This window comes from Streptomyces spinosisporus, assembly GCF_022698145.1.
GTDB lineage: Bacteria > Actinomycetota > Actinomycetes > Streptomycetales > Streptomycetaceae > Streptomyces > Streptomyces spinosisporus.
Map to the genome: position 1 here is coordinate 516,437 of NZ_JALDAX010000001.1, position 24,715 is coordinate 541,151.

18 protein-coding genes are annotated in these 24,715 nt (G+C 72.7%); 13 read left to right on the plus strand and 5 right to left on the minus strand.

The window, feature by feature from the left end; genetic code table 11:
• Positions 1-3: 3 nt before the first annotated feature.
• Complete coding sequence (locus tag MQN93_RS02210) at positions 4-1,185, plus strand: cytochrome P450 family protein (RefSeq protein WP_242708055.1); 1,182 nt, start codon at positions 4-6, stop codon at positions 1,183-1,185.
• Between the two features lie 56 nt (positions 1,186-1,241).
• Here MQN93_RS02210 and MQN93_RS02215 read toward each other — a convergent pair whose 3' ends face one another.
• Together MQN93_RS02215 and MQN93_RS02220 are read right to left on the minus strand one after the other, a co-directional pair.
• A complete protein-coding gene (locus MQN93_RS02215) occupies positions 1,242-1,580 on the minus strand; it encodes a hypothetical protein (RefSeq protein WP_242708056.1) in 339 nt (112 codons plus the stop codon).
• Positions 1,577-2,599 carry a Gfo/Idh/MocA family protein gene (locus MQN93_RS02220; RefSeq protein WP_016431804.1) on the minus strand — a complete coding sequence of 341 codons (1,023 nt, stop codon included), beginning with the start codon at positions 2,597-2,599 and terminating at the stop codon, positions 1,577-1,579. Before MQN93_RS02220 ends, MQN93_RS02215 begins: the two co-directional genes overlap by 4 nt.
• A 129-nt stretch (positions 2,600-2,728) precedes the next feature.
• Between MQN93_RS02220 and MQN93_RS02225 the strand changes: the two genes are divergently transcribed.
• A complete protein-coding gene (locus MQN93_RS02225; RefSeq protein WP_106964351.1) occupies positions 2,729-3,466 on the plus strand; it encodes a GntR family transcriptional regulator in 738 nt (245 codons plus the stop codon).
• Positions 3,467-3,546: 80 nt separating this feature from the next.
• Here the strand turns inward: MQN93_RS02225 and MQN93_RS02230 are convergent, their stop codons facing one another.
• Entirely contained in the window at positions 3,547-4,380 is an 834-nt protein-coding gene (locus MQN93_RS02230) for a hypothetical protein (RefSeq protein ID WP_242708057.1), read from the minus strand.
• A 149-nt stretch (positions 4,381-4,529) separates the two neighbouring features.
• Here MQN93_RS02230 and MQN93_RS02235 point away from each other — a divergent pair, with 149 nt between their 5' ends.
• The 11 genes from MQN93_RS02235 to MQN93_RS02285 all read left to right on the plus strand — a co-directional run bounded on the left by MQN93_RS02235 (position 4,530) and on the right by MQN93_RS02285 (position 21,954).
• Complete coding sequence (locus MQN93_RS02235; protein ID WP_037780180.1) at positions 4,530-5,678, plus strand: ROK family glucokinase; 1,149 nt, start codon at positions 4,530-4,532, stop codon at positions 5,676-5,678.
• Positions 5,675-6,250, plus strand: coding sequence for a hypothetical protein (locus MQN93_RS02240; protein ID WP_016431800.1), 576 nt, complete (start codon positions 5,675-5,677; stop codon positions 6,248-6,250). Before MQN93_RS02235 ends, MQN93_RS02240 begins: the two co-directional genes overlap by 4 nt.
• A gap of 123 nt (positions 6,251-6,373) precedes the next feature.
• Entirely contained in the window at positions 6,374-9,217 is a 2,844-nt protein-coding gene (locus MQN93_RS02245; protein WP_242708058.1) for an SCO1167/SCO6262 family helicase, read from the plus strand.
• The gene (locus MQN93_RS02250) at positions 9,214-11,745 is read left to right on the plus strand and encodes an SWIM zinc finger family protein (protein WP_372504249.1); all 2,532 of its coding nucleotides are present in this window, start codon (positions 9,214-9,216) and stop codon (positions 11,743-11,745) included. Before MQN93_RS02245 ends, MQN93_RS02250 begins: the two co-directional genes overlap by 4 nt.
• A gap of 120 nt (positions 11,746-11,865) precedes the next feature.
• Positions 11,866-12,858: a hypothetical protein gene (locus MQN93_RS02255; protein ID WP_242708060.1), complete on the plus strand. Its 993-nt coding sequence runs from the start codon at positions 11,866-11,868 to the stop codon at positions 12,856-12,858.
• A 179-nt stretch (positions 12,859-13,037) separates the two neighbouring features.
• Positions 13,038-16,181: a protein kinase domain-containing protein gene (locus MQN93_RS02260; RefSeq protein ID WP_242708061.1), complete on the plus strand. Its 3,144-nt coding sequence runs from the start codon at positions 13,038-13,040 to the stop codon at positions 16,179-16,181.
• Between the two features lie 194 nt (positions 16,182-16,375).
• Entirely contained in the window at positions 16,376-18,568 is a 2,193-nt protein-coding gene (locus MQN93_RS02265) for a serine/threonine-protein kinase (protein WP_242708062.1), read from the plus strand.
• Positions 18,569-18,658: 90 nt separating this feature from the next.
• Positions 18,659-19,975 carry a bifunctional 3-oxoadipate enol-lactonase/4-carboxymuconolactone decarboxylase PcaDC gene (pcaDC, locus tag MQN93_RS02270; RefSeq protein WP_242708063.1) on the plus strand — a complete coding sequence of 439 codons (1,317 nt, stop codon included), beginning with the start codon at positions 18,659-18,661 and terminating at the stop codon, positions 19,973-19,975.
• Between the two features lie 25 nt (positions 19,976-20,000).
• Positions 20,001-20,636, plus strand: a complete 636-nt coding sequence (locus tag MQN93_RS02275; protein ID WP_016431792.1) for an MBL fold metallo-hydrolase — start codon at positions 20,001-20,003, stop codon at positions 20,634-20,636.
• Positions 20,637-20,687: 51 nt separating this feature from the next.
• Positions 20,688-21,467, plus strand: coding sequence for an exodeoxyribonuclease III (locus tag MQN93_RS02280; protein WP_242708064.1), 780 nt, complete (start codon positions 20,688-20,690; stop codon positions 21,465-21,467).
• 79 nt (positions 21,468-21,546) lie between these two features.
• Positions 21,547-21,954 carry a DUF6278 family protein gene (locus MQN93_RS02285; protein WP_016431790.1) on the plus strand — a complete coding sequence of 136 codons (408 nt, stop codon included), beginning with the start codon at positions 21,547-21,549 and terminating at the stop codon, positions 21,952-21,954.
• 315 nt (positions 21,955-22,269) lie between these two features.
• Here MQN93_RS02285 and MQN93_RS02290 read toward each other — a convergent pair whose 3' ends face one another.
• Together MQN93_RS02290 and MQN93_RS02295 are read right to left on the minus strand one after the other, a co-directional pair.
• Positions 22,270-23,835: a CocE/NonD family hydrolase gene (locus tag MQN93_RS02290; protein ID WP_242708065.1), complete on the minus strand. Its 1,566-nt coding sequence runs from the start codon at positions 23,833-23,835 to the stop codon at positions 22,270-22,272.
• Positions 23,836-23,951: 116 nt separating this feature from the next.
• Complete coding sequence (locus MQN93_RS02295) at positions 23,952-24,713, minus strand: hypothetical protein (protein WP_242708066.1); 762 nt, start codon at positions 24,711-24,713, stop codon at positions 23,952-23,954.
• Positions 24,714-24,715 lie beyond the last annotated feature (2 nt).

The window sequence follows — 24,715 nt, forward strand, 5'->3', positions numbered from 1 at the left end:
AGGGTGGAGACGATCGACCTGGGGGAGTTCGGCGACGGGTTCCGCACGGACCCGCATCCCGTGTACGCGCGCCTGCGCGAGCGAGGCCCGGTGCACCGGGTGCGGCTGCCCGAGCCCGACCAGCACCACGAGACCTGGCTCGTCGTCGGGTACGAGGAGGCGCGCACCGCTCTCGCCGACCCGCGGCTGGCCAAGGACGCCAGCAAGATCGGCATGCTGTTCCTGGACGAGGAGCTGATCGGCAAGTATCTGCTGGGCACCGACCCGCCCCAGCACACACGCCTGCGCGCGCTGGTCTCGCGGGCGTTCACCATGCGCCACGTGGAGGAACTGCGGCCGAGGATCGAGGAGATCACCCACGGGCTGCTCGACGCGATGCTGCCGCACGGCCGCGCCGACCTCGTGGAGTCGTTCGCCTACCCGCTGCCGATCACGGTGATCTGCGAACTGCTCGGCGTGCCCGAGATGGACCGCACGGCCTTCCGTGCGATGTCCACGGAGGCGGTCGCGCCCACCAGCGCGGAGAGCGAGCACGACGCGTTCGTGCGGCTCGCGGCGTATCTCACCGAGCTGATCGAGGACAAGCGCTGCGCCGGCCCGAGCGGCGACCTGCTCAGCGAGCTGATCCGTACGACCGCGGAGGACGGCGACCGGCTCTCCGTGAACGAACTGCGCGGCATGGCCTTCGTGTTGCTCATCGCGGGGCACGAGACGACGGTCAATCTGATCAGCAGCGGTGTCCTCGCCCTGCTCACGCACCCGGACCAACTCGCCGCCCTGCGCGCCGATCCGAGTCTGGTCGACGGCGCGGTGGAGGAGGCGTTGCGCTACGAAGGGCCGGTGGAGAACGCCACGTTCAGGTTCGCCGCCGAGCCCCTGGAGATCGGCGGCACGAAGATCGACCGGGGCGACGCGGTGATGATCGGCCTCACCGCCGCCGACCGGGACACCCGGCGCTACGCCGACCCCGACCGCTTCGACGTCCGCCGCGACACCCGCGGCCACCTCGCCTTCGGCCACGGCGTCCACTACTGCCTCGGCGCCCCGCTGGCCCGCCTCGAAGCCCGTACGGCCATCCGCGCACTCCTGGAGCGCGCCCCCGGCCTCACCCTCGACGGCCCGCCCGGCGACTGGCTGCCCGGCATGCTGATGCGCGGGGTGCGCAGCCTGCCGGTGCGCTGGTAGAACACCACGGTCCTAAGGGCGTTCAGGGGGGGCATACGTGCTGCGCACCGCGGAGATCACCGCCGAGTCGACGGGTTGCGGTGGCTGGTGGGTGCCTGGCTCCGCCGGCCGTCCTTCGTGTCCTCGAAGGGCGCCCACCAGTAGCCGGCCAGGGCGCGCAGACCCGGCCGGTCCTCGCCGGTGGTCGTGTCGTACGCGGCGATCCGGCCCGCCGTGCAGTGACGCCCGAAGCCGCAGCGGCTGCCCGAGCACAGGGCGCGCTCGGCGCCGCGCTCGCAGTCCGTGGTGCGTCCGGTCCGCTCGCCGACGAAGCAGCCCACGCTGAGCTCCAGTCGGGGGCGCCGGTGCAGACCGTGGAAGTCGCCGCCGCTCAAGACGGCCGTACGCCTGCTCATGTGAACGCCGTCTCCGCCCGGCCCGGGATCTCCGCGAGGGCCACCGGTCTGCGCTCCCGTCTGGAGACCCCGCACGCCTCGGCGATCCGCAGCGCCTGCAGGGCCTCGCGGCCGTCGCACGGATTGACCCGCTGCCCGAGCACGACCTCGACGAACGCCGACAACTCGGCCTCGTAGGCGGGCCCGAAGCGCTCCAGGAAGCCGCTCCACGGCTTGTCCGCGGCGGGCGGACCGGTCGGCTCGGTGGACGCGATCGGCGTCCGGTCGTCCAGGCCGACGACGATCTGGTCGAGCTCACCGGCCAGTTCCATACGGACGTCGTAACCGGCGCCGTTCAGCCGTGTCGCCGTGGCCGTCGCGAGGGTGCTGTCGTCGAGCGTGAGCAGCGCCGCGGCCGTGTCCACGTCGCCCGCCTCGCGGAACATCGGGGGCCCCGCGTCGGACCCGGCCGCGTACACCTCGACGACCTCGCGCCCCGTCACCCAGCGCAGCATGTCGAAGTCGTGGATCAGCGTGTCCCGGTACAGCCCGCCCGACAGCGGCAGCCAGCCGGGCCGGGGCGGCGCCTGCTCGGAGGTGAGCGCCCGTACGGTGTGCAGCCGTCCGAGCCGGCCCGAGAGGACCGCATCGCGCGCGCCCGTGTAGCCCGTGTCGAAGCGGCGCTGGAACCCCATCTGCAGAATCGTCCCGGCGGCCTCGACCTCGGCGATGGCGTGCAGCGTTCCCGGCAGATCGAGCGCGATGGGCTTCTCGCAGAAGACCGGCAGGCCCGAGCGTGCTGCCCGACCGATCAGTTCGGCGTGGGCCGACGTGGCCGTGGTGATCACCACGGCGTCCACACCCCACCGGAAGATCTCGTCCACCCCGGGCGCCGCCGTCTCCCCGAGCCGCCGCGCGAGTTCCTGCGCCCGCGCCGGATCCACGTCCGTGAGGATCAGTGACCCCACCTCGCGATGGCGGCTGAGGGTGTTCGCGTGAATGGCGCCGATCCGCCCCGTACCGATGACCCCGATGCGCATGAAAACAAAGTGAGGGTTCCGTGCGTACGCTGTCAATGCATATGTCCGGACAATCGAACTACACAACTTCCCGTCAACAACGCGTGGAGCTACGCTCGGGCCGTGCCGAAACCAGAAGTGGACCCCACCGTGTCGCTCGAACTCAGCGTGGATCGGAGTTCTCCGGTGCCGCTGTACTTCCAGCTCTCCCAGCAGCTCGAAGCCGCCATCGAGCACGGGGCACTCACCCCCGGCAGCCTGCTGGGCAACGAGATCGAGCTGGCCGCACGGCTCGGCCTGTCCCGGCCCACCGTCCGCCAGGCGATCCAGTCGCTGGTCGACAAGGGCCTCCTGGTACGCCGCCGCGGCGTCGGCACACAGGTCGTGCACAGCCAGGTCAAACGCCCCCTGGAGCTCTCCAGCCTCTACGACGACCTGGAGGCGGCCGGGCAGCGCCCCGCCACCAAGGTGCTCGTCAACACCGTCGTCGCGGCGACCGCCGAGGTCGCGGCCGCCCTGAACGTGGCCGAGGACAGCGATGTGCACCGCGTCGAGCGGCTGCGGCTCGCGCACGGCGAGCCGATGGCGTACCTCTGCAACTTCATCCCGCCCGGCCTGCTCGACCTGGACACCGGCCAGCTGGAGTCCACCGGTCTGTACCGGATGATGCGCGCCGCCGGGATCACCCTGCACAGCGCCCGCCAGACCATCGGGGCCCGCGCGGCCACCGCCGCCGAGGCCGAACGCCTCGGCGAGCCGGAGGGCGCGCCGCTGCTCACCATGCAGCGCGTCACCTTCGACGACACCGGCCGAGCGGTCGAGTACGGCACGCACACGTACCGGCCGTCGCGCTACTCGTTCGAGTTCCAGCTGCTCGTACGGCCCTGATCGCCCCGACCGTTCGTCGCAATGTCCGGACAATGTGATCAGGGGCCGGGCGTCCCGCGACCGACCCCCTGCCCCGTCGCTCAGGCGACGAGCTTCCACGTGCCCGGCGAGCCGGTGACCTTGCACAGGTACAGGTCCGCGCCGGCGTCCAGGACGAGTTCCCCGGCGACGTGGAAGCCGCTGGTCGGCGGGCCCGTGAGCGCGGAGCGGCCGAGCTGGATCGCCGCCTGGCCGCCGGACGCGTACAGCCCGGTGCCGGACTGGCCGAGCGCCACCACGGCGACACCGCCCGGGGAGCCGGAGGAGTTCTCCGCCAGCACCGCCGCGGCCGACCCGGAGTTGGTGCCGGCCACCACACCGCTGCCCTCGACGCTGTACGCGTTCAGGGCCTCACGCCCCTGACTGAAGGCCAGGACGCCCATCCCGCGCACCCCGACCCCCAGCGTGCCGACGCCGCTGTCGGTGTAGCCGTAGACGCCGTGCCCCGCCGTGCTCTCACCGCGCACCCCGGCCCCGGAGCTGGTCGGGGCGGCGTACCCGAACACCCCGTTGTCGCGGTAGCTGAGGCCGTGCAGGCCGGGCCCGTTCCGGGCCACCCCGCTCACGCCCCTCGCGTCACCGGTGACGTACAGGGCGCCGTTCGGCGCGCCCGAATCCAGGTAGGTGGTGTCGGCGGCCGTGTTGCTCGCGCCCGCGACGACAGGGGAGCCGGTGGCCGGCGGTGCCACCGAGCGGGCCGCCGTCCCCTGCTCCTCGGGGACCTGCGGCTCGGTGCGCCGCTCCAGCTCCGCGAGCAGTGCCGTGGCCTGTTCGCGCAGCTCGGCGAGGCGCTGCGTGAAGTTCTCGTGCCGCTCCAGAACCGCCTTCTCGCCCTCGACGCCCTCGTTCGCGACCCCGTGCTCCTGTGCTGTCATGGCCGGTTGCCTCCCCTGTTGACGGGCCTGCCCTGCTGCTCGGCACGCTAGGCGGCGGAGTGGACGGCCGCTTCCGGGACTTCCCTAGGAAGCGCCCTGCGCCGCCCCATTCGGCACTCAGTGTGAGCGTGCGGCAGAATCGGGCCTTGATGAGCACCTACGGCAACTTCACCGCCCCCATAGGCTCCCGGCGCGCCCCCGCACTGCGGACGGTCGGCACCCGGGAGCGCCGCTCGCACCTGACCGCGCCCCGTGTGCCCACGGTCGGTATCGACATCGGCGGCACCAAGGTGATGGCGGGCGTCGTCGACGCCGACGGCAACATCCTGGAGAAGCTCCGTGCGGAGACGCCGGACAAGTCCAAGAGCCCCAAGGTCGTCGAGGACACCATCGTCGAACTGGTCCTGGACCTGTCCGACCGGCACGACGTGCACGCGGTGGGCATCGGCGCGGCCGGCTGGGTCGACGCCGACCGCAACCGCGTCCTGTTCGCGCCCCACCTGTCCTGGCGCAACGAGCCGCTGCGCGACCGCCTGGCGGGCCGGCTCGCCGTGCCGGTCCTGGTCGACAACGACGCCAACGCCGCCGCCTGGGCGGAGTGGCGCTTCGGCGCGGGCCGCGGCGAGGACCATCTGGTCATGATCACGCTCGGCACCGGCATCGGCGGCGCGATCCTGGAGGACGGCCAGGTCAAGCGGGGCAAGTACGGCGTTGCGGGCGAGTTCGGCCATATGCAGGTGGTGCCCGGCGGCCACCGCTGCCCGTGCGGCAACCGCGGCTGCTGGGAGCAGTACAGCTCCGGCAACGCGCTGGTGCGCGAGGCCAAGGAGCTGGCCGCCGCCGACTCCCCGGTGGCGTACGGCATCATCGAGCACGTCAAGGGCCAGGTCGACGACATCACCGGCCCGATGATCACCGAGCTGGCCCGCGAGGGCGACGCGATGTGCGTCGAGCTGCTGCAGGACATCGGCCAGTGGCTCGGCGTCGGCATCGCCAACCTCGCCGCGGCCCTCGACCCGTCCTGCTTCGTCATCGGCGGCGGCGTGTCCGCGGCCGACGACCTGCTGATCGCCCCCGCGCGCGACGCGTTCAAGCGCCAGCTCACCGGCCGCGGCTACCGCCCAGAAGCCCGGATAGTGCGCGCCCAGCTCGGCCCCGAGGCCGGCATGGTGGGCGCCGCCGACCTCGCCCGGCTGGTCGCCCGCCGCTTCCGCCGCGCCAACCGGCGCCGGGTCGAGCGGCACGAGCGCTACGCGCGCTACACCGAGTCCCGCCGCTCCCAGTGGGACAGCGCATGACCGTGCCGCGCCAGTCCCCGTCCTCGCAGGAGCCGCCCCGGCCGCCGGAGGACCGCCGTCACAAGATCCGCCGCCGGGCGCTCACCCTGCTCATCATCGTGCTGCTCATCGGCGTCCCGGCCGGCTACCTGGTGATCTCCGCCAACCAGAGCCGCAACAGCGGCAAGGACAAGGAGGCCAAGTACGCGGCGACCGGCCTGACCAAGGGCTGGCCGTCGAAGGTGCAGCGCCGCCTCTACCAGGTGCCCATGCCGCACCCCTCGGGCAAGGTCGCCTCCTACGAGACCAACAACTGGAAGACCAGCCGGCTCTACGTCCAGTTCCAGACGCCGCTGGCCAACCTGGACGTCTTCCTCAACGACATGGGCGTCAAGCGGTCCGACCTCAAAAAGGGCAAGATCACCATCAGCGCCCGCGACCAGAAGATCACCGGCTGGGACTTCACCAGCCCGGGCCCCTGGTACGGCCTGGTCCACAAGCAGAAGGCCCCGAAGCCGACCCAGGACGTCATGGTGAGCTTCGGCAACAAGAACAACCCGTTCTTCTACGTCGTCTCCCGCACGGTTCCCTGACCAGGCACGCCCGGTCCCCGGCGCCGGAGCCGATTGTCAGACCCCGCCCGTAGAGTCGAAGCCGTCTGATCCGAAGAGTCGAAGACGTTGGTTCCGGGGCACGGGCGGGAGGTGACAGGTCGTATGGGCGACACGGCTGCGGTGGCCGAGCGCGAGCAGGGGGCGGAGTCGTCCGTTCCGGTGCGGCTCGCGGCCGTCTTCCTGCCCGCCCCTGTGCCGAGGGAGGGCCGGATCGCCTTCTGGGACCCCGACGGCGACCCGCTGCCCACCGGGGACGGCGATCTCACTGAGCTCACCGATCTCACCGTCGTACGCCGGCACGGCTCGGGAGTACGACGCAGGACCGCTCCCGCGCTGTCCCTCCCCGTCGCCGGGGCCCTGCCCCTGCTCGTCCGCGCCCGGCGCGACCCGGCCGCCCACCCGGCCACCGCCTGCTGGGGAGCCGCGGCGCTGCACGCGCTCCGGCTCACCGCGCGGGGACGCCTGCTGCCCGGCCTGACGGCCACGGGCCACGACGCCTGGCGGGCCGGGCCCCTGGACCCGGACGACATCGCGCACCTGCGCGCGGTCGCCGCCGCGCTGCCGTACGAGGGCCATGCGGTCCCGCTGCCCGGACCGGGCCCGCTCCGGCTGCCCGAGCCGCAGGCCCTGATGCGCTCCTTCCTGGACGCGGTCGCGGACACCCTCCCGCGCACCCCCGCCGCCCCGCACGCCTCCGGCAGGCCCTTCGCCGACCGCCGCCCGCAGCATCTGCCCGCCGCCGCGGACTGGGCCGCCGAGGTCGCCGCCGGCATGGACGCGGGCGTGCGCATCTCGCTGCGCCTCGACCTGTCGGCCTACGAGCTGTTCGACCGGGACGAGCACGTGCGCACCGCGGGCGCCGCGATCGTCCAGGTGCACAGCCTCGCCGACCCCACCCTGGTCGCCGACGCGGCGGCCCTGTGGGCGGGCGAGGCGGACGCGGCGTTCGGACCACGCGCGCGCGTGGACGCGGCCCTCGCCGTGCGGCGCGCGGCCCGGATCTGGCCACCGCTCGACCGGCTCTCCGAGCAGGACGTGCCGGACGTCCTGGCGCTGTCCGACGAGGAGTTGGGCGACCTCCTCGGCGTGGCGGCGACCCGGCTCGCGGCAGCCGGCGTCGCCGTGCACTGGCCGCGCGACCTGGCCCAGGACCTGAGCGCGACCGCGGTGGTACGGCCCGCGCCGGGCTCCGCGACGGACGGCACGGGCTTCTTCGACAGCGAGGAACTGCTGCAGTTCCGCTGGCAGTTGGCGCTCGGCGGCGACCCGCTCAGCGACACCGAGATGGACGCCCTCGCGGAGGCCCACCGCCCGGTGGTGCGGCTGCGCGACCGCTGGGTGCTCGTCGACCCCGCCCTCGTCCGCAAGGCCCGCAAGCGCGAACTGGGCCTGCTGGACCCGGTGGACGCGCTCTCGGTCGCGCTCAGCGGCAGCGCGGACGTGGACGGCGAGGCGGTCGAGGCCGTCCCGGTCGGCGCCCTGGCCGCCCTGCGCGACCGGCTCACGGCGGGGATCCGTCCCGCCGAACCGCCGCCCGGCCTGCACGCCACCCTCCGCGACTACCAACTCCGTGGCCTGGCCTGGCTGGACCTCATGACCGGCCTGGGCCTCGGCGGCTGCCTCGCCGACGACATGGGCCTCGGCAAGACGATCACGGTCATCGCGCTGCACCTGCGGCGCGCCCGCAGCGCGCCCACCCTGGTGGTCTGTCCGGCCTCCCTCCTCGGCAACTGGCAGCGGGAGATCGAGCGCTTCGCCCCCGGCGTCCCCGTCCGCCGCTTCCACGGCCCGGACCGCAGCCTGGAGGACCTGGAGGGCGGCTTCGTCCTGACGACCTACGGCACCATGCGCACGACGGCACCGCGCCTCGCCGAGCAGCCCTGGGGCATGGTCGTCGCGGACGAGGCGCAGCACGTCAAGAACCCGTACTCCGCGACGGCGAAGGCCCTGCGCACGATCCCCTCACCGGCACGCGTCGCGCTCACCGGCACACCCGTGGAGAACAACCTCTCCGAGCTGTGGGCCCTGCTCGACTGGACCACACCGGGACTCCTCGGCCCGCTGAAGTCCTTCCGCGCCCGGCACGCGCGTGCGGTGGAGAACGGCGAGGACGAGGAGGCCGTGCAGCGGCTGGCCCGGCTGGTGCGCCCCTTTCTGCTGCGCCGCAAGAAGTCCGACCCCGGCATCGTGCCCGAGCTGCCGCCCAAGACCGAGACGGACCACCCCGTGCCGCTCACCCGTGAACAGGCGGCTCTGTACGAGGCGGTGGTGCGGGAGTCGCTGCAGACCATCGAGACCTCGCAGGGCATCGCACGCCGCGGCCTGGTGCTCAAGCTGCTCGGCGCGCTGAAGCAGATCTGCGACCACCCCGCGCTGTATCTGAAGGAGGAGGCCGCGGCCGACGGCCGCCTGCTCGCCCGCTCCGGCAAACTCGCGCTCCTGGACGAGCTGTTGGACACCCTCCTCGCGGAGGACGGCTCGGCCCTGGTCTTCACGCAGTACGTGGGCATGGCGCGGCTGATCACCGCGCATCTCGCCTCCCGGGCCGTCCCGGTCGACCTGCTGCACGGTGGCACGCCGGTGCCCGAGCGCGAGCGCATGGTGGACCGCTTCCAGGCCGGCGCGACACCCGTGCTGGTGCTGTCGCTGAAGGCGGCCGGCACCGGCCTGAACCTCACCCGCGCGGGACACGTCATCCACTTCGACCGCTGGTGGAACCCCGCCGTCGAGGAACAGGCCACCGACCGCGCCTACCGCATCGGCCAGACCCAGCCCGTCCAGGTCCACCGCCTCATCACCGAGGGCACGGTCGAGGACCGCATCGCCGAGATGCTCGCGTCCAAGCGCGCCCTGGCCGACGCCATCCTCGGCTCCGGCGAATCGGCCCTCACAGACCTGACCGACCGCGAGCTGACCGACCTGGTCACCCTCAGGAGGACAACATGACCCCGGGCCCGGCCGACGAGGCCCGCAGGGCGCTGAGGGAGGCGCGGGAGGGGGAGAGGGGGGTCGGGCGGGAGAAGGCTGTTGGGCGGGAGGGGGCTGCCGGGCGCGAGGGGGTTGCGGGGCGGGTAGAGGCCGTCGAGCGGGAGGGGGTTGCTGGGCGCGAAGGGACCGCGGGGAAGGAGACGGCTGAGGGGCGGGAGAAGGCTGCCCAGAGTGAGGAGGCCGCAGGGGGCGATGAGGCCGCCGGACGGGAGGGAGTTGTAGGTCGCGGGGCCGTAGTACGCGATGCCGCCGAGCAGGACCTGGTCTCCGACGCGACGGCGACTCCCGCCGCACCGGCACCGGCAGACGCAGCCGCCCCCGCATCCGCGCCTGACGAGCCCGAGGTGTCCGAGTCCCCCGCGCCGCGGCCCGGTGACGCCGCCCGGGCGGCGCTACGCCGGGCGGTCTCGGCCAGAACGTCCACGCAGCCGACCGCGGCACCCGAGCCGGCGCGCGAAGCGCCCGCTCCGGAGGCGGCGCCCGAGGACCGGGAGGGCGACCGCGCGGGTGCACGGCCCGGGGATGTTGCGCGGGAGGCACTGCGGGCCGCGCGAGCGCGCAGGGCCCGGGCGGAAGCCGAACAGCGGCCTCGGCGCACCGCGTCCGCCCGGCCTCGCGGCGACGCCCCGCGTCGTACGACCGGCGTCCAGGCGCGTGACTTGCGGGAGTTGTCGGCCGACCTGTTCCGTATGCCCTCCTCGGCGGACGAGCCGACGCAGGTCCACGCCAGCGACGAAACGCCCCGGGCGGTCAGCAGCCGGGCTCCCCGGACCTCCACCCCGGACGAGGCCGTCCCGGAGCGAGCGGCCGGGTCTTTGCACCATCCGGCCGGTGAGGCCTACTCCTCGGCACAAGCGCCCCACCTCTCGGCCGGACACGCCCACGACCCGGTCGAAGGGATCCGGCCCTCCGCCGGTGAGGCCCACCCGCCGGCCGAAGGCATCCAGCCCCCGGCCGGAGAGGCCCACCCCTCGGCACAACCGCCCCACCTCCCGGCCGGACACGCCCACCACCCGGCCGAAGCGACCCAACCCCCGGCCCAAGCGACCCAACCCCCGGTCGGCAAGCCCCACCCAACCGGAAAGCCCCGCCCCCCTGCCGAAGCCCCCCACGAGCCCGGCGCGAGCGTGTCTCACCGCCCCCGTTCCATGGCCGCTCCCGGCCGTGACGGCGAACTGCGGCGCACCTTCCCGGCGTTCCCGTCCCACGCCGCCGCATCCGCCTCCGCCTCCGCAGATACCTCCGCCTCCGCAGATACCTCCGCCTCCGCAGATACCTCCGCCCCCGCCTCCGACAACCGCTTCGCGGCCACCTGGTGGGGCAATGCCTGGATGACGGCGTTGGAGGAGGGGGCGTTGGATGCCAAGCGGCTGGCTCGGGGCCGGAGTTATGCCGAGCAGGGCAACGTCGACGCCATCACGGTGACACCGGGACTCGTCCTCGCCTATGTGCAGGGCAGCCGCCCGCGGCCGTACCGCGTGCAGGTGCGGCTGCGCACCCTGGGCGACGCCGACTGGACGCGGTTCCTGGAGGCCGCCGCCGAGCGGACGGGGCACATCGCCGCGCTGCTCGACAAGGAGCTGCCCCAGTCCCTGGCCGACTGCGGAGTGCCGCTGCTGCCCGGACCGCGCGATCTCGACCCGCACTGCAGCTGCCCCGACCGCGGCCACCCCTGCAAGCACGCGGCCGCGCTCTGCTACCAGACGGCCCGTCTGCTCGACGCCGACCCCTTCGTGCTGCTCCTGCTGCGGGGCCGCGGCGAGCGGGAACTGCTGGACGCCCTGTCCCGTATGAGCGCGGCCCGGGCAGCGCGCGCGGTCCGTGAGCAGGAGCCGGCGCCGCTCCCGGGCGTACGGGCCACGGACGTCCTCGCGCCCCGCCAACTGCCACCCCTGCCACCGCCGTTGCCCGTGCCGCCACACCCCGAACAACCCCCCGTCTATCCCGCGGCTCCGGGCGGCCCCGACCCCTTCGCGCTGGACCAGTTGGCGACCGACGCCGCGGCCCGGGCCCACGCCCTGCTCGGCACCGGCCGCGACCCGGTGGGCGAACTCACGCTGTGGCAGGACGCGGTCCGGCTCGCGGCGGCCCGCCCCGGCTCCGGCCTCACCGCCGGCTCCCGTGCGCTCTACGCCTCGCTCGCCTCCTCCGCCGACCGCACCCCCGCCGAGCTGGCCCGCGCGGTCGCCGCCTGGCGGCAGGGCGGACTCGAGGGGCTCGCCGTGCTGGAGGAGCCCTGGGACCCGCCGGCCGGACGCTTCGACCGTGCCCGCCCCCTGCTCCTCGCCGCCGACCTGCCGGCCTTCCGCCCCTGGCGCAACCACCTCACCCACCCCCGCGGCCATGTCCAACTCCGCCTGGGCCGCGACGGGTTGTGGTACGCGTACGAGTCGGAGCCCGGCCACGACGACTGGTGGCCCCGCGGCACCCCCGACCTCGACCCGGTGGGCGCGCTGACCGGACTGGGCGCGTCACCGGAAGGCTGACGGGGTCTCACTTTGCGCGGCACGTCCGTCACCCACTGTGGCGCGGGCCACCATGTGTGCCACACTGCCGCGAGGTCGATGCACCACACAGGAACCGGCTGAGAGCGATCGGAGAGAAGCATGGCTACGGGGGGATGGGGGCCGGGAACCGGCCCGGGCCAGCCCGGCGGGAACGGGCCGGGAGGACAGGGCGGTTGGGGCGCTCCGTACGGACCACCGCAGGGCGGCCCCTACGGCCCACCGCAACCGCAACCGGGCCCGTACCCGAACCAGCCGCCGTATCCGCACCCGAACCAGCCCCCGTACCCGCAGCCATACCCCTACGGCCCACAGCCCACGAGACCCGCCGCCCGGCGCCGCGGCGGCTGCCTGTCGTTCGGGCTCATCGGCGCGCTCCTGCGCTCCGCGCACCGCGTGGCCACCAGGCTCTTCGCGAACGAGGGCGACAACCGGATCGTGGACCGCACCGTGGACCGAGTCCAGATGGCCCGCACGGTGCTCGGTGCGCTCGCCACCGTAGGACTGATCCTCGCCTACAACGTGGACCCGAACCGCTGGCAGGACGCGGCGGAGAGCAGCGCCGCCCAACTCCTCATCGCCCCGTTCGTGTTGATCGTCGCCGCGCCCCTGGTCATCGTGGGCTTCATCTACTACGCGCCCCCGCACCTGCGGCCGCACCTGCGCTCCCGGCTGCGCGCGCCGCTCAAGGCGGTCGGCTGGTACGTGCTGACCCTGGTCGTGGTCTGGGGCATCCTCGTGGTGACGGCCCTGACCGTCAACGCCGACGACGGCAAGGACTGGTGGGAGTACGTCCTGGCCGTCGCCTCCCTGGCCGTGATCGTGTGGGGCTTCCCCTTCTGGTTCATGGCGTCGCTGTACTCGGCCCGCAGCGCCTTCAACAGCGCCCAGGTCCACCCGATGCTGCCGCCCGTCCTCACCATGACCCTGGTGTGGGTGTTCGCGGCTCTGAACGTGATCGGTGACGGCGCGCCGCCCGGTTCCGCCGTCGTCCAGTTCTGCTCCACGCTCGGCGGCCCCCTGTCGGTGACCGCGGTCTCCCTGTGGGAGCTCCGCCGCATGAGAACCCGCTTCGGCGTCACCCTCCGCGGCTGACCCGGCGCCGGGACGTGCTCGACGGCCCTGCTGTGTTCGTTGGTACTCAAGTGCCCAGCAATTGACGGGTAGTTGGGTGGGGCGAAGAATCAGGTGGTGCGCCAGGGTTGGCGTGTACTCGTCGAGCGGCCTGGGGGTGCGGCGTGGGCAGGCGGGAATCGCCGATTCCGAACGGTCCCTTGCACGACTTCGCCCAGGGGCTGCGTGATCTGCGCGCCGCGGCCGGTTCGCCGCCGTACCGCGAGCTGTCACGGCGGGCCCGGTACTCGCACTCGGCGCTGTCGGACGCGGCCGCCGGGCACCGGCTCCCCACCCTCGATGTGACGCTGGCTCTGGTGGCCGCCTGCGGCGGCGACGTGGACGCCTGGCGGGTGCGATGGGAAGAACTGGACGCGCAGTTGCGGGCCACTCATCCGGAACTGCTCCCGGGACAGGGCGAATCCGAGGACGACGCGGCCGGGTCCCCGCCGCGGGTGCAGGGCGCGGAGCCCCTGGCGAGTCGGCAGGCCCCGGCCGGGTGGGACGCATCGTCGGCCGAGGCACGCGCGGTGATACGGCGGCTGACCGAGGCGGGGGAGTACGGGAGGGCGACCGTGGCGGCCGAGATGTGTGAGGGCGACGCCGTCCGCGTGTACGGCGTCGAGAGCGCCGAGGCGGCGGGTTGGGCCGAGATCCGCGCCGACGTCGCTCGCGCGGCCGGAGAAATGGGCACGGCGACCCGTTGGTGGCTGACCGCGGCAAAACGGCGCACGGCCCGGGGAGTGCCGGACACTTCAGGAGCGGTGGCGGCGGCACGCAGCGCCCACTGGTGCTGGGAGCGGGTGACCGATCCCGTCGAGGCCCGTCTGCTCGGCGCGGACCTTGTCGTCCTGCTGAGCCGGTTACCCGGTCTCGACCCACGCCAGTTACCGGCCGCCCGGTCCCGCCTCAACTCCCTTGCGAACACGCCCGATCCAGGGGCAGGGGCCTCGGGCACACCTCCGCACCCGCCCACCCCGGATCCGTCAGCCACCGCTTCACGGACGACTGCTCGGGGTTCCGCCGCTCCGGCCTCGCCGTCGGATGGCGGCGGCCCCACTCCCGCCGCCCCGGTCCCGGCGACCGACGCCGCCTCAACTCCCGCGCCCGCCACACCATCCGTCCCGACTCCGCCCGGCGCCCCGGCCACATCCCCCGCCCACGCATCGCCGTCCCCTCTGCGCCCCATCCCGGAGCCGTCCCTTCCGTCCCCGAACCCGGAGTCGTCCCCACCGCACTCGAACCCGAAGACGTCCCTTCCGCACTCGAACCCGGAGTCGTCCCCACCGCACCCGAACCCGGAGTCGTCCCCACCGCACTCGAACCCGAAGACGTCCCTTCCGCACCCGAGCCCGAAGACGTCCCTTCCGCCTCCGAACCCGGAGCCGTCCCTTCCGCACCCGAACCCCGAGCCACTCCCGTCCCCCGCCCCCACGGCCGTGGACCCCCCGGTCGTCGAGCCGCTGCGGAAAGCGGACCCGGAACGTGTCGGGGCGTTCCGCCTGTTGGGGCGGCTCGGGGCAGGGGCGATGGGGGAGGTGTTTCTCGGGGCGTCGGCGAGTGGGCGGCCGGTGGCGGTGAAGGTGGTGCGGGCGGACTTCGCCCAGGACGCGGCCTTCCGGCGCAGGTTCGCCGCCGAGGTCGCCACCGCGCGCCGCGTGCAGGGCCCGTACACACCGGCCGTGGTCGACGCGGACGCCGACGCCGAGCGCCCCTGGCTCGCCACCACCTACATCTCCGGCCCGTCCCTCGCCGAGGTGATCCGCACGAGCGGGCCGCTCCAGCCCGGCGTCGTGCGGGCGCTCGCCGCCGGCATCGCGGAGGCGCTCGCCGCGATCCACGGTGCGGGCGTGCTGCACCGCGACCTCAAGCCGTCGAACGTCCTGCTCGACCGCGACGGCCCCAAGGTGATCGACTTCGGTGTCGCCCGCGCCGCCGACGGCACCCGGCTGACCGAGACCGGAGTCGCGGTGGGCACCGTCCCGTTCATGTCACCGGAGCAGATCGACGGCCGCCCGCTCGGCCCGCCGTCCGACGTCTTCTCACTCGGCGGCCTGCTGACCTACGCGGCGACGGGACTGACCCCGTTCGGCGAGGGCAACCCCGGTGAGGTCGCGGGCCGGATCATCCAGGGGGCGCCCGACGCACGGGCACTCGACGTCCACGACGGTGCGCTGCGTGAGCTGATCACGCGCTGCCTCGACAAGGACCCCGGGCGGCGTCCGACGCCCCGGCAGATCATCGAGTCGTCCGGCAACGGCCGTCCGCACGGCAACTGGCTGCCGGCCCCGCTCGCCGCCAGGATCGCCCGGCGCGAGCATCGTGTGGCCGACGTTCTGAAGGGCGTCGCGCGCCGTGGGCGAACCCGGCGCTCGCTCAAGCTCGTTGTGCCGCTGGCCGCCGCCCTGGTCCTCGCCGTCGTGCTCGCCCTCACCCTCCATCGCGGCGATGCCACGCCCCGTGCCTCGGCGTCGTACGGCTACGAGACGGTCTTCCGGAACCGGCCGGTGGCGCTGCGGGACGACGAGCACGAGATCGACCTGATGAGCGGTGACGTGGTGACGGGGAGCCGGTACTGGACGCTCTCCACCGACGCGGGCGGCGACAGCAAGGGCGGGTTCTCGCTCCAGGACGCCACCGACGCGTACGTCGCCGGTTCGGGACGCATCACCCCCGCCCAGTGCGCCGCCGATGTCGCCCGGCATCCGGTGGAGGACGAGGTGCACTGGCCGCAGGTGCCCGCGGGAAGCTGGTTCTGCCTGCGCTGGTGGCTGACCGGGGACATCGCCGTACTCCGCGTCTCCAGTACCGACACGGGCAGTTGGGGTGCCGACCTCAGCCTCGACTACTACCGGCACAGCCCGCCCCTGTCCACGCCCGGCAGCGTGCCCGGACCCGTCGGCGCGGGCTACCGCCGGCTCTACGCCCCCCGGCCCCTCACCCTGCCCGGGGCCGACAGCCTGATCGACCTGGGCCGCGGTCGCGTCGCGTCGAAGGGGACGTGGGTGCTGTCCACGGACGCGGGCGGCGACAGCAAGGGCGCGTACGACCTCCAGGACTCCAGCGACGCCTACATCTCCGGGCAGTCCCCCGTCGGCCCGGCCCGCTGCGCGGTCGGCATCGCCCAGCATCCGGTGGCGGACCAGGTCCGCTTCCCGCAGGTCCCGGCCGGAACATGGTTCTGCGTCCGGGACACCCTCACCCACGACATCGCGGTCATCCAGGTCCTGGACAAGGACGACGGGGACTGGAGCACCACCATCACGGTCACCGCCTACCGGCCCACCACCGCGGGCGGGAACTGACCCGACTCCCGTGCGCGTGGGCCCACTTGGCGACCCGGTCGGGCATCGGCGGGCTCGCGCCGGATTGTTGACCAGTTGTTCATGAGTGGCCTCGGGGCCTGGATGGACAACGGCGGGGGCCCGACTCTGAGACACGACGAGGGACTTGACGGGCATGACGGGATCGAGTGGGGCCGAGGGGTCGGGAGGGGCCAGTGGGCCGCGCAGGTGGCTTCGGGCAGTTGGAGGCGGGTGATCCCCGGCGGGTGGGGCCGTACCGGGTCCTCGCGCTGCTGGGTGCGGGCGGTATGGGGCGGGTGTATCTGGCCGAGTCGCGCGGTGGGCGGCTGGTGGCGGTGAAGGTGATCCGGCCGGAGGTCGCGGGACATGACCGGTTCCGGCGCCGGTTCGCGCGCGAGGTCGCCGCGGCCAAGGCGGTGAGCGGGGTGTTCACGGCGGCGGTGGTGGCGGCCGACACGGAGGCGACGCCGCCCTGGCTGGCGACGGAGTACGTCGGCGGTGTCTCGCTGCACGACGCGGTGGCCGACGCGGGTCCGCTTCCACGGACCACGGTGTGGCGGCTGGGGGCGGGGCTGGCCGAGGCGCTGGAGGCCATTCACCGGGCCGGGGTGGTGCACCGGGACCTGAAGCCGTCGAATGTGCTGTTGGCCGAGAACGGGCCGCGCGTCATCGACTTCGGCATCTCGGTCACCAACGACGCGAGCGCGCTGACCACCACGGGTGTGGCGGTGGGGACGCCGGCCTTCATGGCACCGGAGCAGCTGACCGGGAAACGGCCGGTCGGTCCGGCGACCGATGTGTTCGCGCTGGGCTGCGTGCTGGCCTTCGCGGTGACGGGAGCGGGGCCGTTCGGCGACGGGCCCACGCAGGGGGTGATGTATCGCATCGTGCACGAGCAGCCGCTGCTGGAGCGGGTGCCCGAGTCGCTGCGCGGTGTGGTGGCGAGCTGCCTGCACAAGGATCCCGGCGACCGGCCCGAGGTCGGCGAACTCATGGAGCTGCTCAGAGAGGGGGCGGAGGCAGGCCCTGACCGGTCCGCCGACGTGAAGGGATGGCTGCCCGGGGAGATAGCGGACCTCGTCACCCTCCGCGCCGAGATACCTCATACGCCGACGATGCTCGATCCAGGCCGCCCGGCGCCACGCCCGCCGCAACCGCAACCGCGACGGCAACAGCAACAGCAACAGCAACCACGCCCCGGCCGAACCCAGGACGCGACGGACGAGTCCGGCCCGGCGCGACGCGCGGTGGTGCGCGCGGGCAGTACGGCCGTCGCCGCGGCCGCCCTGAGCGGGGTCGGCTACGGCGGCTGGAAGGCGCTGAAGTGGCTGTTCGGGGAAGCGGAAAGCCTGTTCCCGGACCTGACCACGGCCGACTCCGAACAGCGCTGGGTCTTCAAAGGGGGTATGGACGACACGTTCAGCGACGACTCCTCACCGGCGGTCTCCGGGGGCGTCGTCTACGTCGGCGCAGTGGACGCCGACTTCCGCGACCGCCTGTACGCACTCGACGCCGCCACCGGTCGGCAGCGCTGGTCCCACCGCACCCACGGCCGCACGGGATCACCGGTCGTGTCGGGCGGCACGGTCTACGTCGCCGACGACAACCTCTACCTGTACGCGCTGGACGCGGCCACCGGCCGGCGTACCTGGACCGTCCGTCTCGAGGGCAGCATGGAGACCCCGGCGGCCCCACGGGTCGTGGACGGAGTCCTGTACGCCACCGCCTCCGCGATGGGCGCCGCGGGCTTCTTCGGCTACGTCTACGCGTTCGACGCCGCCGACGGCAGCCTGCGCTGGCGTTTCCAGGCCGACAGCGTCATCCGGTCCTCGCCGTGCGTGTCCGGGGGCGTCGTGTACGTCGGCAGCTACGACCACAACGTGTACGCGCTGGACGCCGCCACGGGCCACCGCCGCTGGACCTTCCCCACCAAGGGCCAGGTCACCACCTCCCCGGCGGTGTCCGACGGCACCGTCTTCGCCGGCAGCGGCGACCACCATCTGTACGCGCTCGACGCGGCGACCGGCCGCAAGCGATGGACGTTCGCCGCGGACGCCCCGGTGAACGCCGCCCCGGCCGTGTCCGACGGCATCGTCTGCGTGGGCGCCGACAGTCCCAGCCTGTACGGCGTGGACGCCGCCACCGGCCACCGACGATGGAAGACGACGTTCCACTCCAAGATCGCCACATCCGCGCTCACGGCCGCCGCAGGACTGGTCTACGTCGGCGTGGACGGCTGCCTGTTCGCGGTGGACGCCAAGAGCGGCCGTAGGCGATGGAAGTCCGACATGGGCGGCGTCAACTCCTTCTCCTCGCCCGCCGTGGCCGGCTCCGTGGCCTACATCAGCGGCTACGGAGCCGTGTACGCGGTGAGCGAGAAGAGGTGAGACGACGCCACAGCGTCCGCCCGGTCGCGGACGGCTGCAGCCAGGACCCCGCTCACAAGCGCTGTCATGACGGATGAGAGGCTCGGGCGGGTGAGTGAGACACCGATGAACACCCTGCAATACCGCCTGGACGGGCCAGAAGACGCCCCGGTCCTGATCCTCGGTCCCTCACTGGGCACCACATGGCACATGTGGGACCGGCAGGTGCCCGAGCTGACGAAGCAGTGGCGTGTCTTCCGCTTCGACCTTCCCGGGCACGGCGGCGCGCCCGCGTACCCGGCGGACTCGGTCACCGAGCTCACCTCCCGGCTGCTGGCCACGCTGGACGGCCTCGGCATCCAGCGCTTCGGCTACGCGGGCTGTGCGTTCGGCGGCGCGATCGGCCTCGAACTGGCGCTGCGCCACCCCGAGCGGATCGCCTCGCTCACGCTGATCGCCGCCTCGCCCCGGTTCGGGACGGCGGACGAGTTCCGCCAGCGCGGTGTGATCGTGCGGACCAACGGGCTCGACCCGATCGCCCGTACCTCCCCCGACCGCTGGTTCACCCACGGCTTCGCCTCCGCACAGCCCGCGATCACCGAGTGGGCCGTGCAGATGGTGCGCACCACGGACCCCGGCTGCTACATCGCCGCCTGCGAGGCACTGGCCTCCTTCGACGTACGGTCCGAACTGGGCGGAGTTGGGGTGCCGACGCTCGTCCTGGTCGGTTCCGAGGACCGGGTCACCGGTCCGGCCGAGGCGCGCACCCTGGTCGCCGGCATCCCCGACGCCCGGCTCGCCGTGGTCCCCGGCGCCTCCCATCTGGTGCCGGTCGAGCAGCCCGCGGCCGTCACCGACCTGCTGGTGCGGCACTTCTCCTCCCCCTGGAGACCCGCGTTCGACTCGACCACCGGCCAGATGGCCATCCCCGCCGCGCCGGTCAAGCCGGTGCTGACCCCGCCCACGCGGCCCGCGTCGCCGCGGCAGCCCGCACCCGTCGCCGAGATCGCGGCCCCGGTCGCGGCGCCCGGGCAGTCGACGGGACGGCCCGATCCGTACGACGCCGGGATCAAGGTGCGCCGCGAGGTGCTCGGTGACGCGCACGTCGACCGGACGCTGGGGCAGGCGGACGAGTTCTCCACGGACTTCCAGGAGTTCGTCACCCGGTACGCGTGGGGCGAGATCTGGGACCGCCCGGGCCTCGACCGGCGCTCACGCAGCTGTGTGACCCTCACCGCCCTGATCGCGGGCGGCCACACGGACCAGCTCGCCCCCCACATCCGCGCCGCCCTGCGCAACGGCCTGACCCCCTCGGAGATCAAGGAAGTGCTGCTCCAGGTCGCCGTCTACTGCGGCATGCCGGCGGCCGACCGCGCGTTCGGGATCGCCCAGCAGGTCATAAGAGAGGAGACGACTCCCACGGAGTGACGCGCGCGGGGGCAGGATGGGGGTCATGAAGCTCACGAAGAAGTCGCACAGCTGCGTCCGTCTCGAGAAGGACGGGCGCGTGCTCGTCCTCGATCCCGGCGGTTTCAGCGAGCAGGACGCCGCGGCCGGCGCCGACGCGATCCTCGTCACGCACGAGCACGCGGACCACTTCGACGAGGGGCGGCTGCGGGCCGCCATGGAGGCCAACCCGGCCGCCGGGATCTGGACCCTCAAGTCCGTCGCCGACCAGCTCTCGGCCGCCTTCCCGGGCCGTGTGCACACCGTCGGGCACGGCGACACGTTCACGGCCGCGGGCTTCGACGTACAGGTCCACGGCGAGCTGCACGCCGTCATCCACCCGGACATCCCGCGCATCACCAACGTCGGCTATCTCGTCGACGGCGGCAGCGTCTTCCACCCCGGCGACGCCCTCACCGTCCCCGACCACCCGGTCGAGACGCTGATGCTCCCGGTGATGGCCCCCTGGAGCAAGATCTCCGAGGTCATCGACTACGTCCGCGAGGTCGCACCGCAGCGCGCCTACGACATCCACGACGCCCTGCTCACCGACCTCGCCCGCCCGATCTACGACCGCCAGATCGGCGCCCTGGGCGGCGCCGAGCACCTGCGGCTCGCCCCCGGTTCCTCGGCCGAGGTCTGACCGGCACCGGGCGGGACCGCGGTGTCAGACCCGCCCGGTAGGTTGTGGGGCATGCGCATCGCGACCTGGAACGTGAACTCGATCACCGCCCGCCTGCCGAGGCTCCTGGCCTGGCTGGAGAGCAGCAACACGGACGTGCTCTGCCTCCAGGAGGCCAAAGTCGCCGAGGCGCAGTTCCCCTTCGACCAGCTGCGCGAAGTGGGCTACGAGGCGGCGGTGAACGCGACGGGCAGGTGGAACGGCGTGGCGGTGCTCTCCCGCGTCGGCCTGGAGGACGTCGTCAAGGGCCTGCCCGGCGACCCGGGGTACGAGGGCGTCGAGGAGCCCCGCGCCGTCTCCGCGACCTGCGGCCCGGTCCGCGTCTGGTCGGTGTACGTGCCCAACGGCCGCGAGGTGGACCACCCGCACTACGCCTACAAGCTCCAGTGGTTCGAGGCCCTCAAGGCGGCCGTCGCGGGCGACGCGGCCGGCAGCCGCCCGTTCGCGGTGATGGGCGACTACAACGTGGCGCCGACGGACGACGACGTCTACGACGTGGCCGCCTTCGAGGGCCTCACCCATGTCACTCCCGCCGAGCGCGCCGCGCTCGCGTCCCTGCGCGAGACGGGCCTCTCGGACGTCGTCCCGCGGCCCCTCAAGTACGACCACCCCTTCACGTACTGGGACTACCGCCAGCTCTGCTTCCCCAAGAACCGCGGCATGCGCATCGACCTCGTCTACGGCAACGAACCGTTCGCGAAGGCCGTCACCGACTCCTACGTCGACCGCGAGGAGCGCAAGGGCAAGGGCGCCTCCGACCACGCGCCGGTCGTGGTGGACCTGGACGTCTGAGCACCGGCACGGGATCGCCCAGAAGGGAGCGCCCGCGCGCCTGTGGTGCGCACGCCGGTGCGAATGACACGCTGGGTGTATGAAGATCCCTTTTCTGGGCCACCCGAATGAGAAGCACGGCGTTCCCGACCCGGAGGGCATCGCCGAACTTCTCGCCGAGTGCGAGCTGCTCCGCTCCCAGGCGTCCCGGGAGGGCGTCCAACTCGACGACTCTGCCCGCTCGTTGGAGGCACTCGATCAGCTGCTGCCGCGCTGGCGCGACGACGAGGAGGTGCTGCACTGGCTCGGCAACGACGCCGGTCTGTATCTGGGCACCGTCCTCGTGCGCACGGTGCCCGGTGCCGCCTGGGCGATCTGGCCGAGCGGCCAGCCGGTCGTACGGCTCGCCTCCGGCCGCGAGTTCGATGTCGTGGCCTCGGGGCACGAGTGGGCCGCCAGCGGGGTGCCGGAGCTCTCGCAGCTGTACGGCGAGGTCGCGGAGGTGTGACGCCATGGACCTAAGATCGACGTAAATACGGCTAATGCCCGAAAAGTGCGTGTCGTGCCTTAAGTGATCCATTGTCCGGATAGTTTTTGCGGCCAGGACGACACAGCTGAGAGTGGGTAGGGCTGCGTATGGCCGTCGATCCGTTGATCGAACTCCATGACGTCAACAAGTACTACGGGGGGAGCTGTATGCGCCGACCAGTGTTCCCGCCGGCTTCTGGGCCCCGCAGGGCCCGCCGGCCGACCACCCCGTGATGGCATGAGGATCCTCAAGCACTGAGCCGAAGAGCCATACCCGCCCGGTACCGGCCGGAGATCACTGCTCGCGCAGCGGAATCGACACGTACGACGGGTCGTCTGCCGGTGAGGAGAAGGTCAGCCGGGCGCCGGACGGGTTGTGCTCGATGTAGAGCGGGTCGACCGTGTCGACGACCAGGGCCAGCCGGTGCCCTGCCGGGACGTCGTAGGCCGTGGAGAACAGCTCCAGGTCGAGGCCGAACGGCTTTCCGGGCGTGAGTCCGTGGAAGGTGTACGGCGCGTTGCTGACCAGCTTGCCGAGGCCGAGCGGCCCCACGTCGTACAGGTAGGCGACGAGGGTGCCGCTCTCCTTGGTCGGAGTGACCGTGGTGTGCAGCCTCGCCGTACCGCGGATCTGCTGGACCGTGCCGTACTTCTGCGACTGCCACACGGCGGCCCAGCGGCGGGGGAGCAGGGGGATCGAGGCGACCGGGGGCAGCTTGGCCACCTGGTCGAGGATGCTGGACAGGAACACGATCCCGCCGTCCGCGCCCGAGTCGACGTTCGTGTGGATCGTGGTGGTGCCGCCGAGGGCGATCTTCCGTTCGGTCGCGGCCACAGACTTCCAGTCCGGATAGCCCTCGTAGCCGCCCGTGGAACGGGACGTGAGCCGGACCGGCTGCTCCCGGTCGACGCCGTTGTCGACGCCCTTGAGGTAGTGGTCGAACCAGCGACCGGTGTCGGTCCACACGTCGTTGGGCAGTCCGAGCAGTCCGGTGAGCTCGGCGGTCGCGTGGTCGCCGGGGCGCAGTTCCAGCCGCTTCGGGCCCTTCAGCTTCTCGTAGAAGTCCGCGTACTGGTTGGGCGGGAAGATCGTGTCGCCCCAGGCGTTGGCCATCATGACCGCGGCGCCGTTCTGGTTGAGTTGATCCACGTATGTTGCGGGCGAACGTTTCTTCCCCCAGTTGATGAGGTCTTGTTCCTTCGCCAGGTTCGACGCGTAGAAGTCGTTGAAGACCTGGCGGACCTCGGGGGCCTGGCGGCCGGTGACCAGGCTCGCGCCGTCCAGCAGTGCGGCGGCCTGGACGTGCTGGGTGCGGCCCGAGTAGATCGAGCCGATCAGGTCGGCCCAGCCGCTGAGCGCCGCGACCGCCTTGATCCGCTTGTCGTGCGCGGCGGCGAGCAGGCTGATGCCGGCGCCGTAGGAGACCCCTGCCATGCCGATGTGCCGTGAGTCGGCCGGGGTGTTGGCGAGCGCCCAGTCGATGACCTTGGAGGCGTCCGCTATGTCGGGCGGTCCCGCCACCTCTATCTCCCCGCCGGACTGCCAGAAGCCGCGGACGTTGTAACTGACCACGACGTAGCCGGAGTTCGCGAGCTTCTGGGCCTGTGCGAGGTACTCGGCCTGGGGCAGGCCCCAGCTCGTGGGGAGCACGAGCAGCGGGTGGCGGTGGGTGCTGTCGGCGCCCGCGGGCGTGATGACGTTCGCCTTGAGGACGGTGCCGCCGTCGCCGGTGATGTCGACGAAGCGGATGCCGTCCGCGGCGTGTGCGGTGGGGGCGAGCCCGAGGGCGCTGCCGGAGATCAGCGTCGCCGACACGGCGCCCACGGCGGTCGTACGCAGGGCCTTGCGCGTGTGTCCCACGGGCCACTCCTCACTCGTGTAAGTGCAAAGTGACCAGACGGTAACCTCGGGCCCTTACTGGAAGTAACCCGTCGGTAAGTTACGTGCCAGTAACGATTGTTGAAATGTGTCGGACCTCAGGACGCGCGGTGCGCATTGCGCGCAGCCGTGCTGCTCGCGGGCAACTCCGTCTGCGCCGCACGCGTCACGTCCGCCACCAGCTCCACCACGTCCGGACCGTACGCCTGCGAGTTGACGACCTTCAGCAGGACGACGAAGGAGCTGTTGCCGTGCTTGCGGGCGAGGCGTTCGTGGTTGCGGGCCAGATAGCGGGTGGCGGCCTGGTTGGTGATGGCGGTCTGGCCGCAGAAGAGGAAGACGGGGCGGTTGTTGGGGCTCTGGCCGGCGGTGAGCCGTGCGAGGAGGGCGTACTCCTCCCGGCCCGGCTCCACCCGGTAGCGCTCGGTGCCGACCTGGAAGGCGCCCCGGTCGGGGCCGGGTTCGGCATCCATGTTCACCCGCACCCCCGGGAGCATGGAGGCCAGATGCGCCACCATGCGCCGGTTGGACGCGGGGCCGCCCACACAGAACTCGGTGCGCTCGCCGAAGCCCTGGCGGGCCGAGTCGTGCGGGAGTATCTGGGCGTGGGCGTTGCAGTCCTTGATCAGGGCCGCGAGTTCGAGGAGTGCGAACACGTCATAGCGCATCACCGTCAGTTCGGGCCCGCCGGCGCCACGGTTCACCACCAGCAGCGACTCGGAGTTGTCCGGCAGCCCGAAGAACGCCTGCTTGCGGCGCAGCTTCCGCTTCCACAGATAGGTGCGGGCCAGCCAGCCGAGCGCGGCGGACAGGCCGGCGGCCACCACGCCCAGGACGATGTTGCGTACGTCGTCAGTCATGG

Excerpts from the sequence above, each read along its gene's own strand:
- MQN93_RS02220 (WP_016431804.1), bottom strand. The coding sequence starts at position 2,599 with ATGCGCATCGGGGTCATCGGTACGGGGCGGATCGGCGCCATTCACGCG.
- MQN93_RS02280 (WP_242708064.1), top strand. The coding sequence starts at position 20,688 with ATGCGCATCGCGACCTGGAACGTGAACTCGATCACCGCCCGCCTGCCG.
- MQN93_RS02230 (WP_242708057.1), bottom strand. The coding sequence starts at position 4,380 with ATGACAGCACAGGAGCACGGGGTCGCGAACGAGGGCGTCGAGGGCGAG.
- MQN93_RS02215 (WP_242708056.1), bottom strand. The coding sequence starts at position 1,580 with ATGAGCAGGCGTACGGCCGTCTTGAGCGGCGGCGACTTCCACGGTCTG.
- MQN93_RS02240 (WP_016431800.1), top strand. The coding sequence starts at position 5,675 with ATGACCGTGCCGCGCCAGTCCCCGTCCTCGCAGGAGCCGCCCCGGCCG.
- MQN93_RS02295 (WP_242708066.1), bottom strand. The coding sequence starts at position 24,713 with ATGACTGACGACGTACGCAACATCGTCCTGGGCGTGGTGGCCGCCGGC.
- MQN93_RS02235 (WP_037780180.1), top strand. The coding sequence starts at position 4,530 with ATGAGCACCTACGGCAACTTCACCGCCCCCATAGGCTCCCGGCGCGCC.
- MQN93_RS02245 (WP_242708058.1), top strand. The coding sequence starts at position 6,374 with ATGGGCGACACGGCTGCGGTGGCCGAGCGCGAGCAGGGGGCGGAGTCG.
- MQN93_RS02285 (WP_016431790.1), top strand. The coding sequence starts at position 21,547 with ATGAAGATCCCTTTTCTGGGCCACCCGAATGAGAAGCACGGCGTTCCC.
- MQN93_RS02255 (WP_242708060.1), top strand. The coding sequence starts at position 11,866 with ATGGCTACGGGGGGATGGGGGCCGGGAACCGGCCCGGGCCAGCCCGGC.
- MQN93_RS02250 (WP_372504249.1), top strand. The coding sequence starts at position 9,214 with ATGACCCCGGGCCCGGCCGACGAGGCCCGCAGGGCGCTGAGGGAGGCG.
- MQN93_RS02275 (WP_016431792.1), top strand. The coding sequence starts at position 20,001 with ATGAAGCTCACGAAGAAGTCGCACAGCTGCGTCCGTCTCGAGAAGGAC.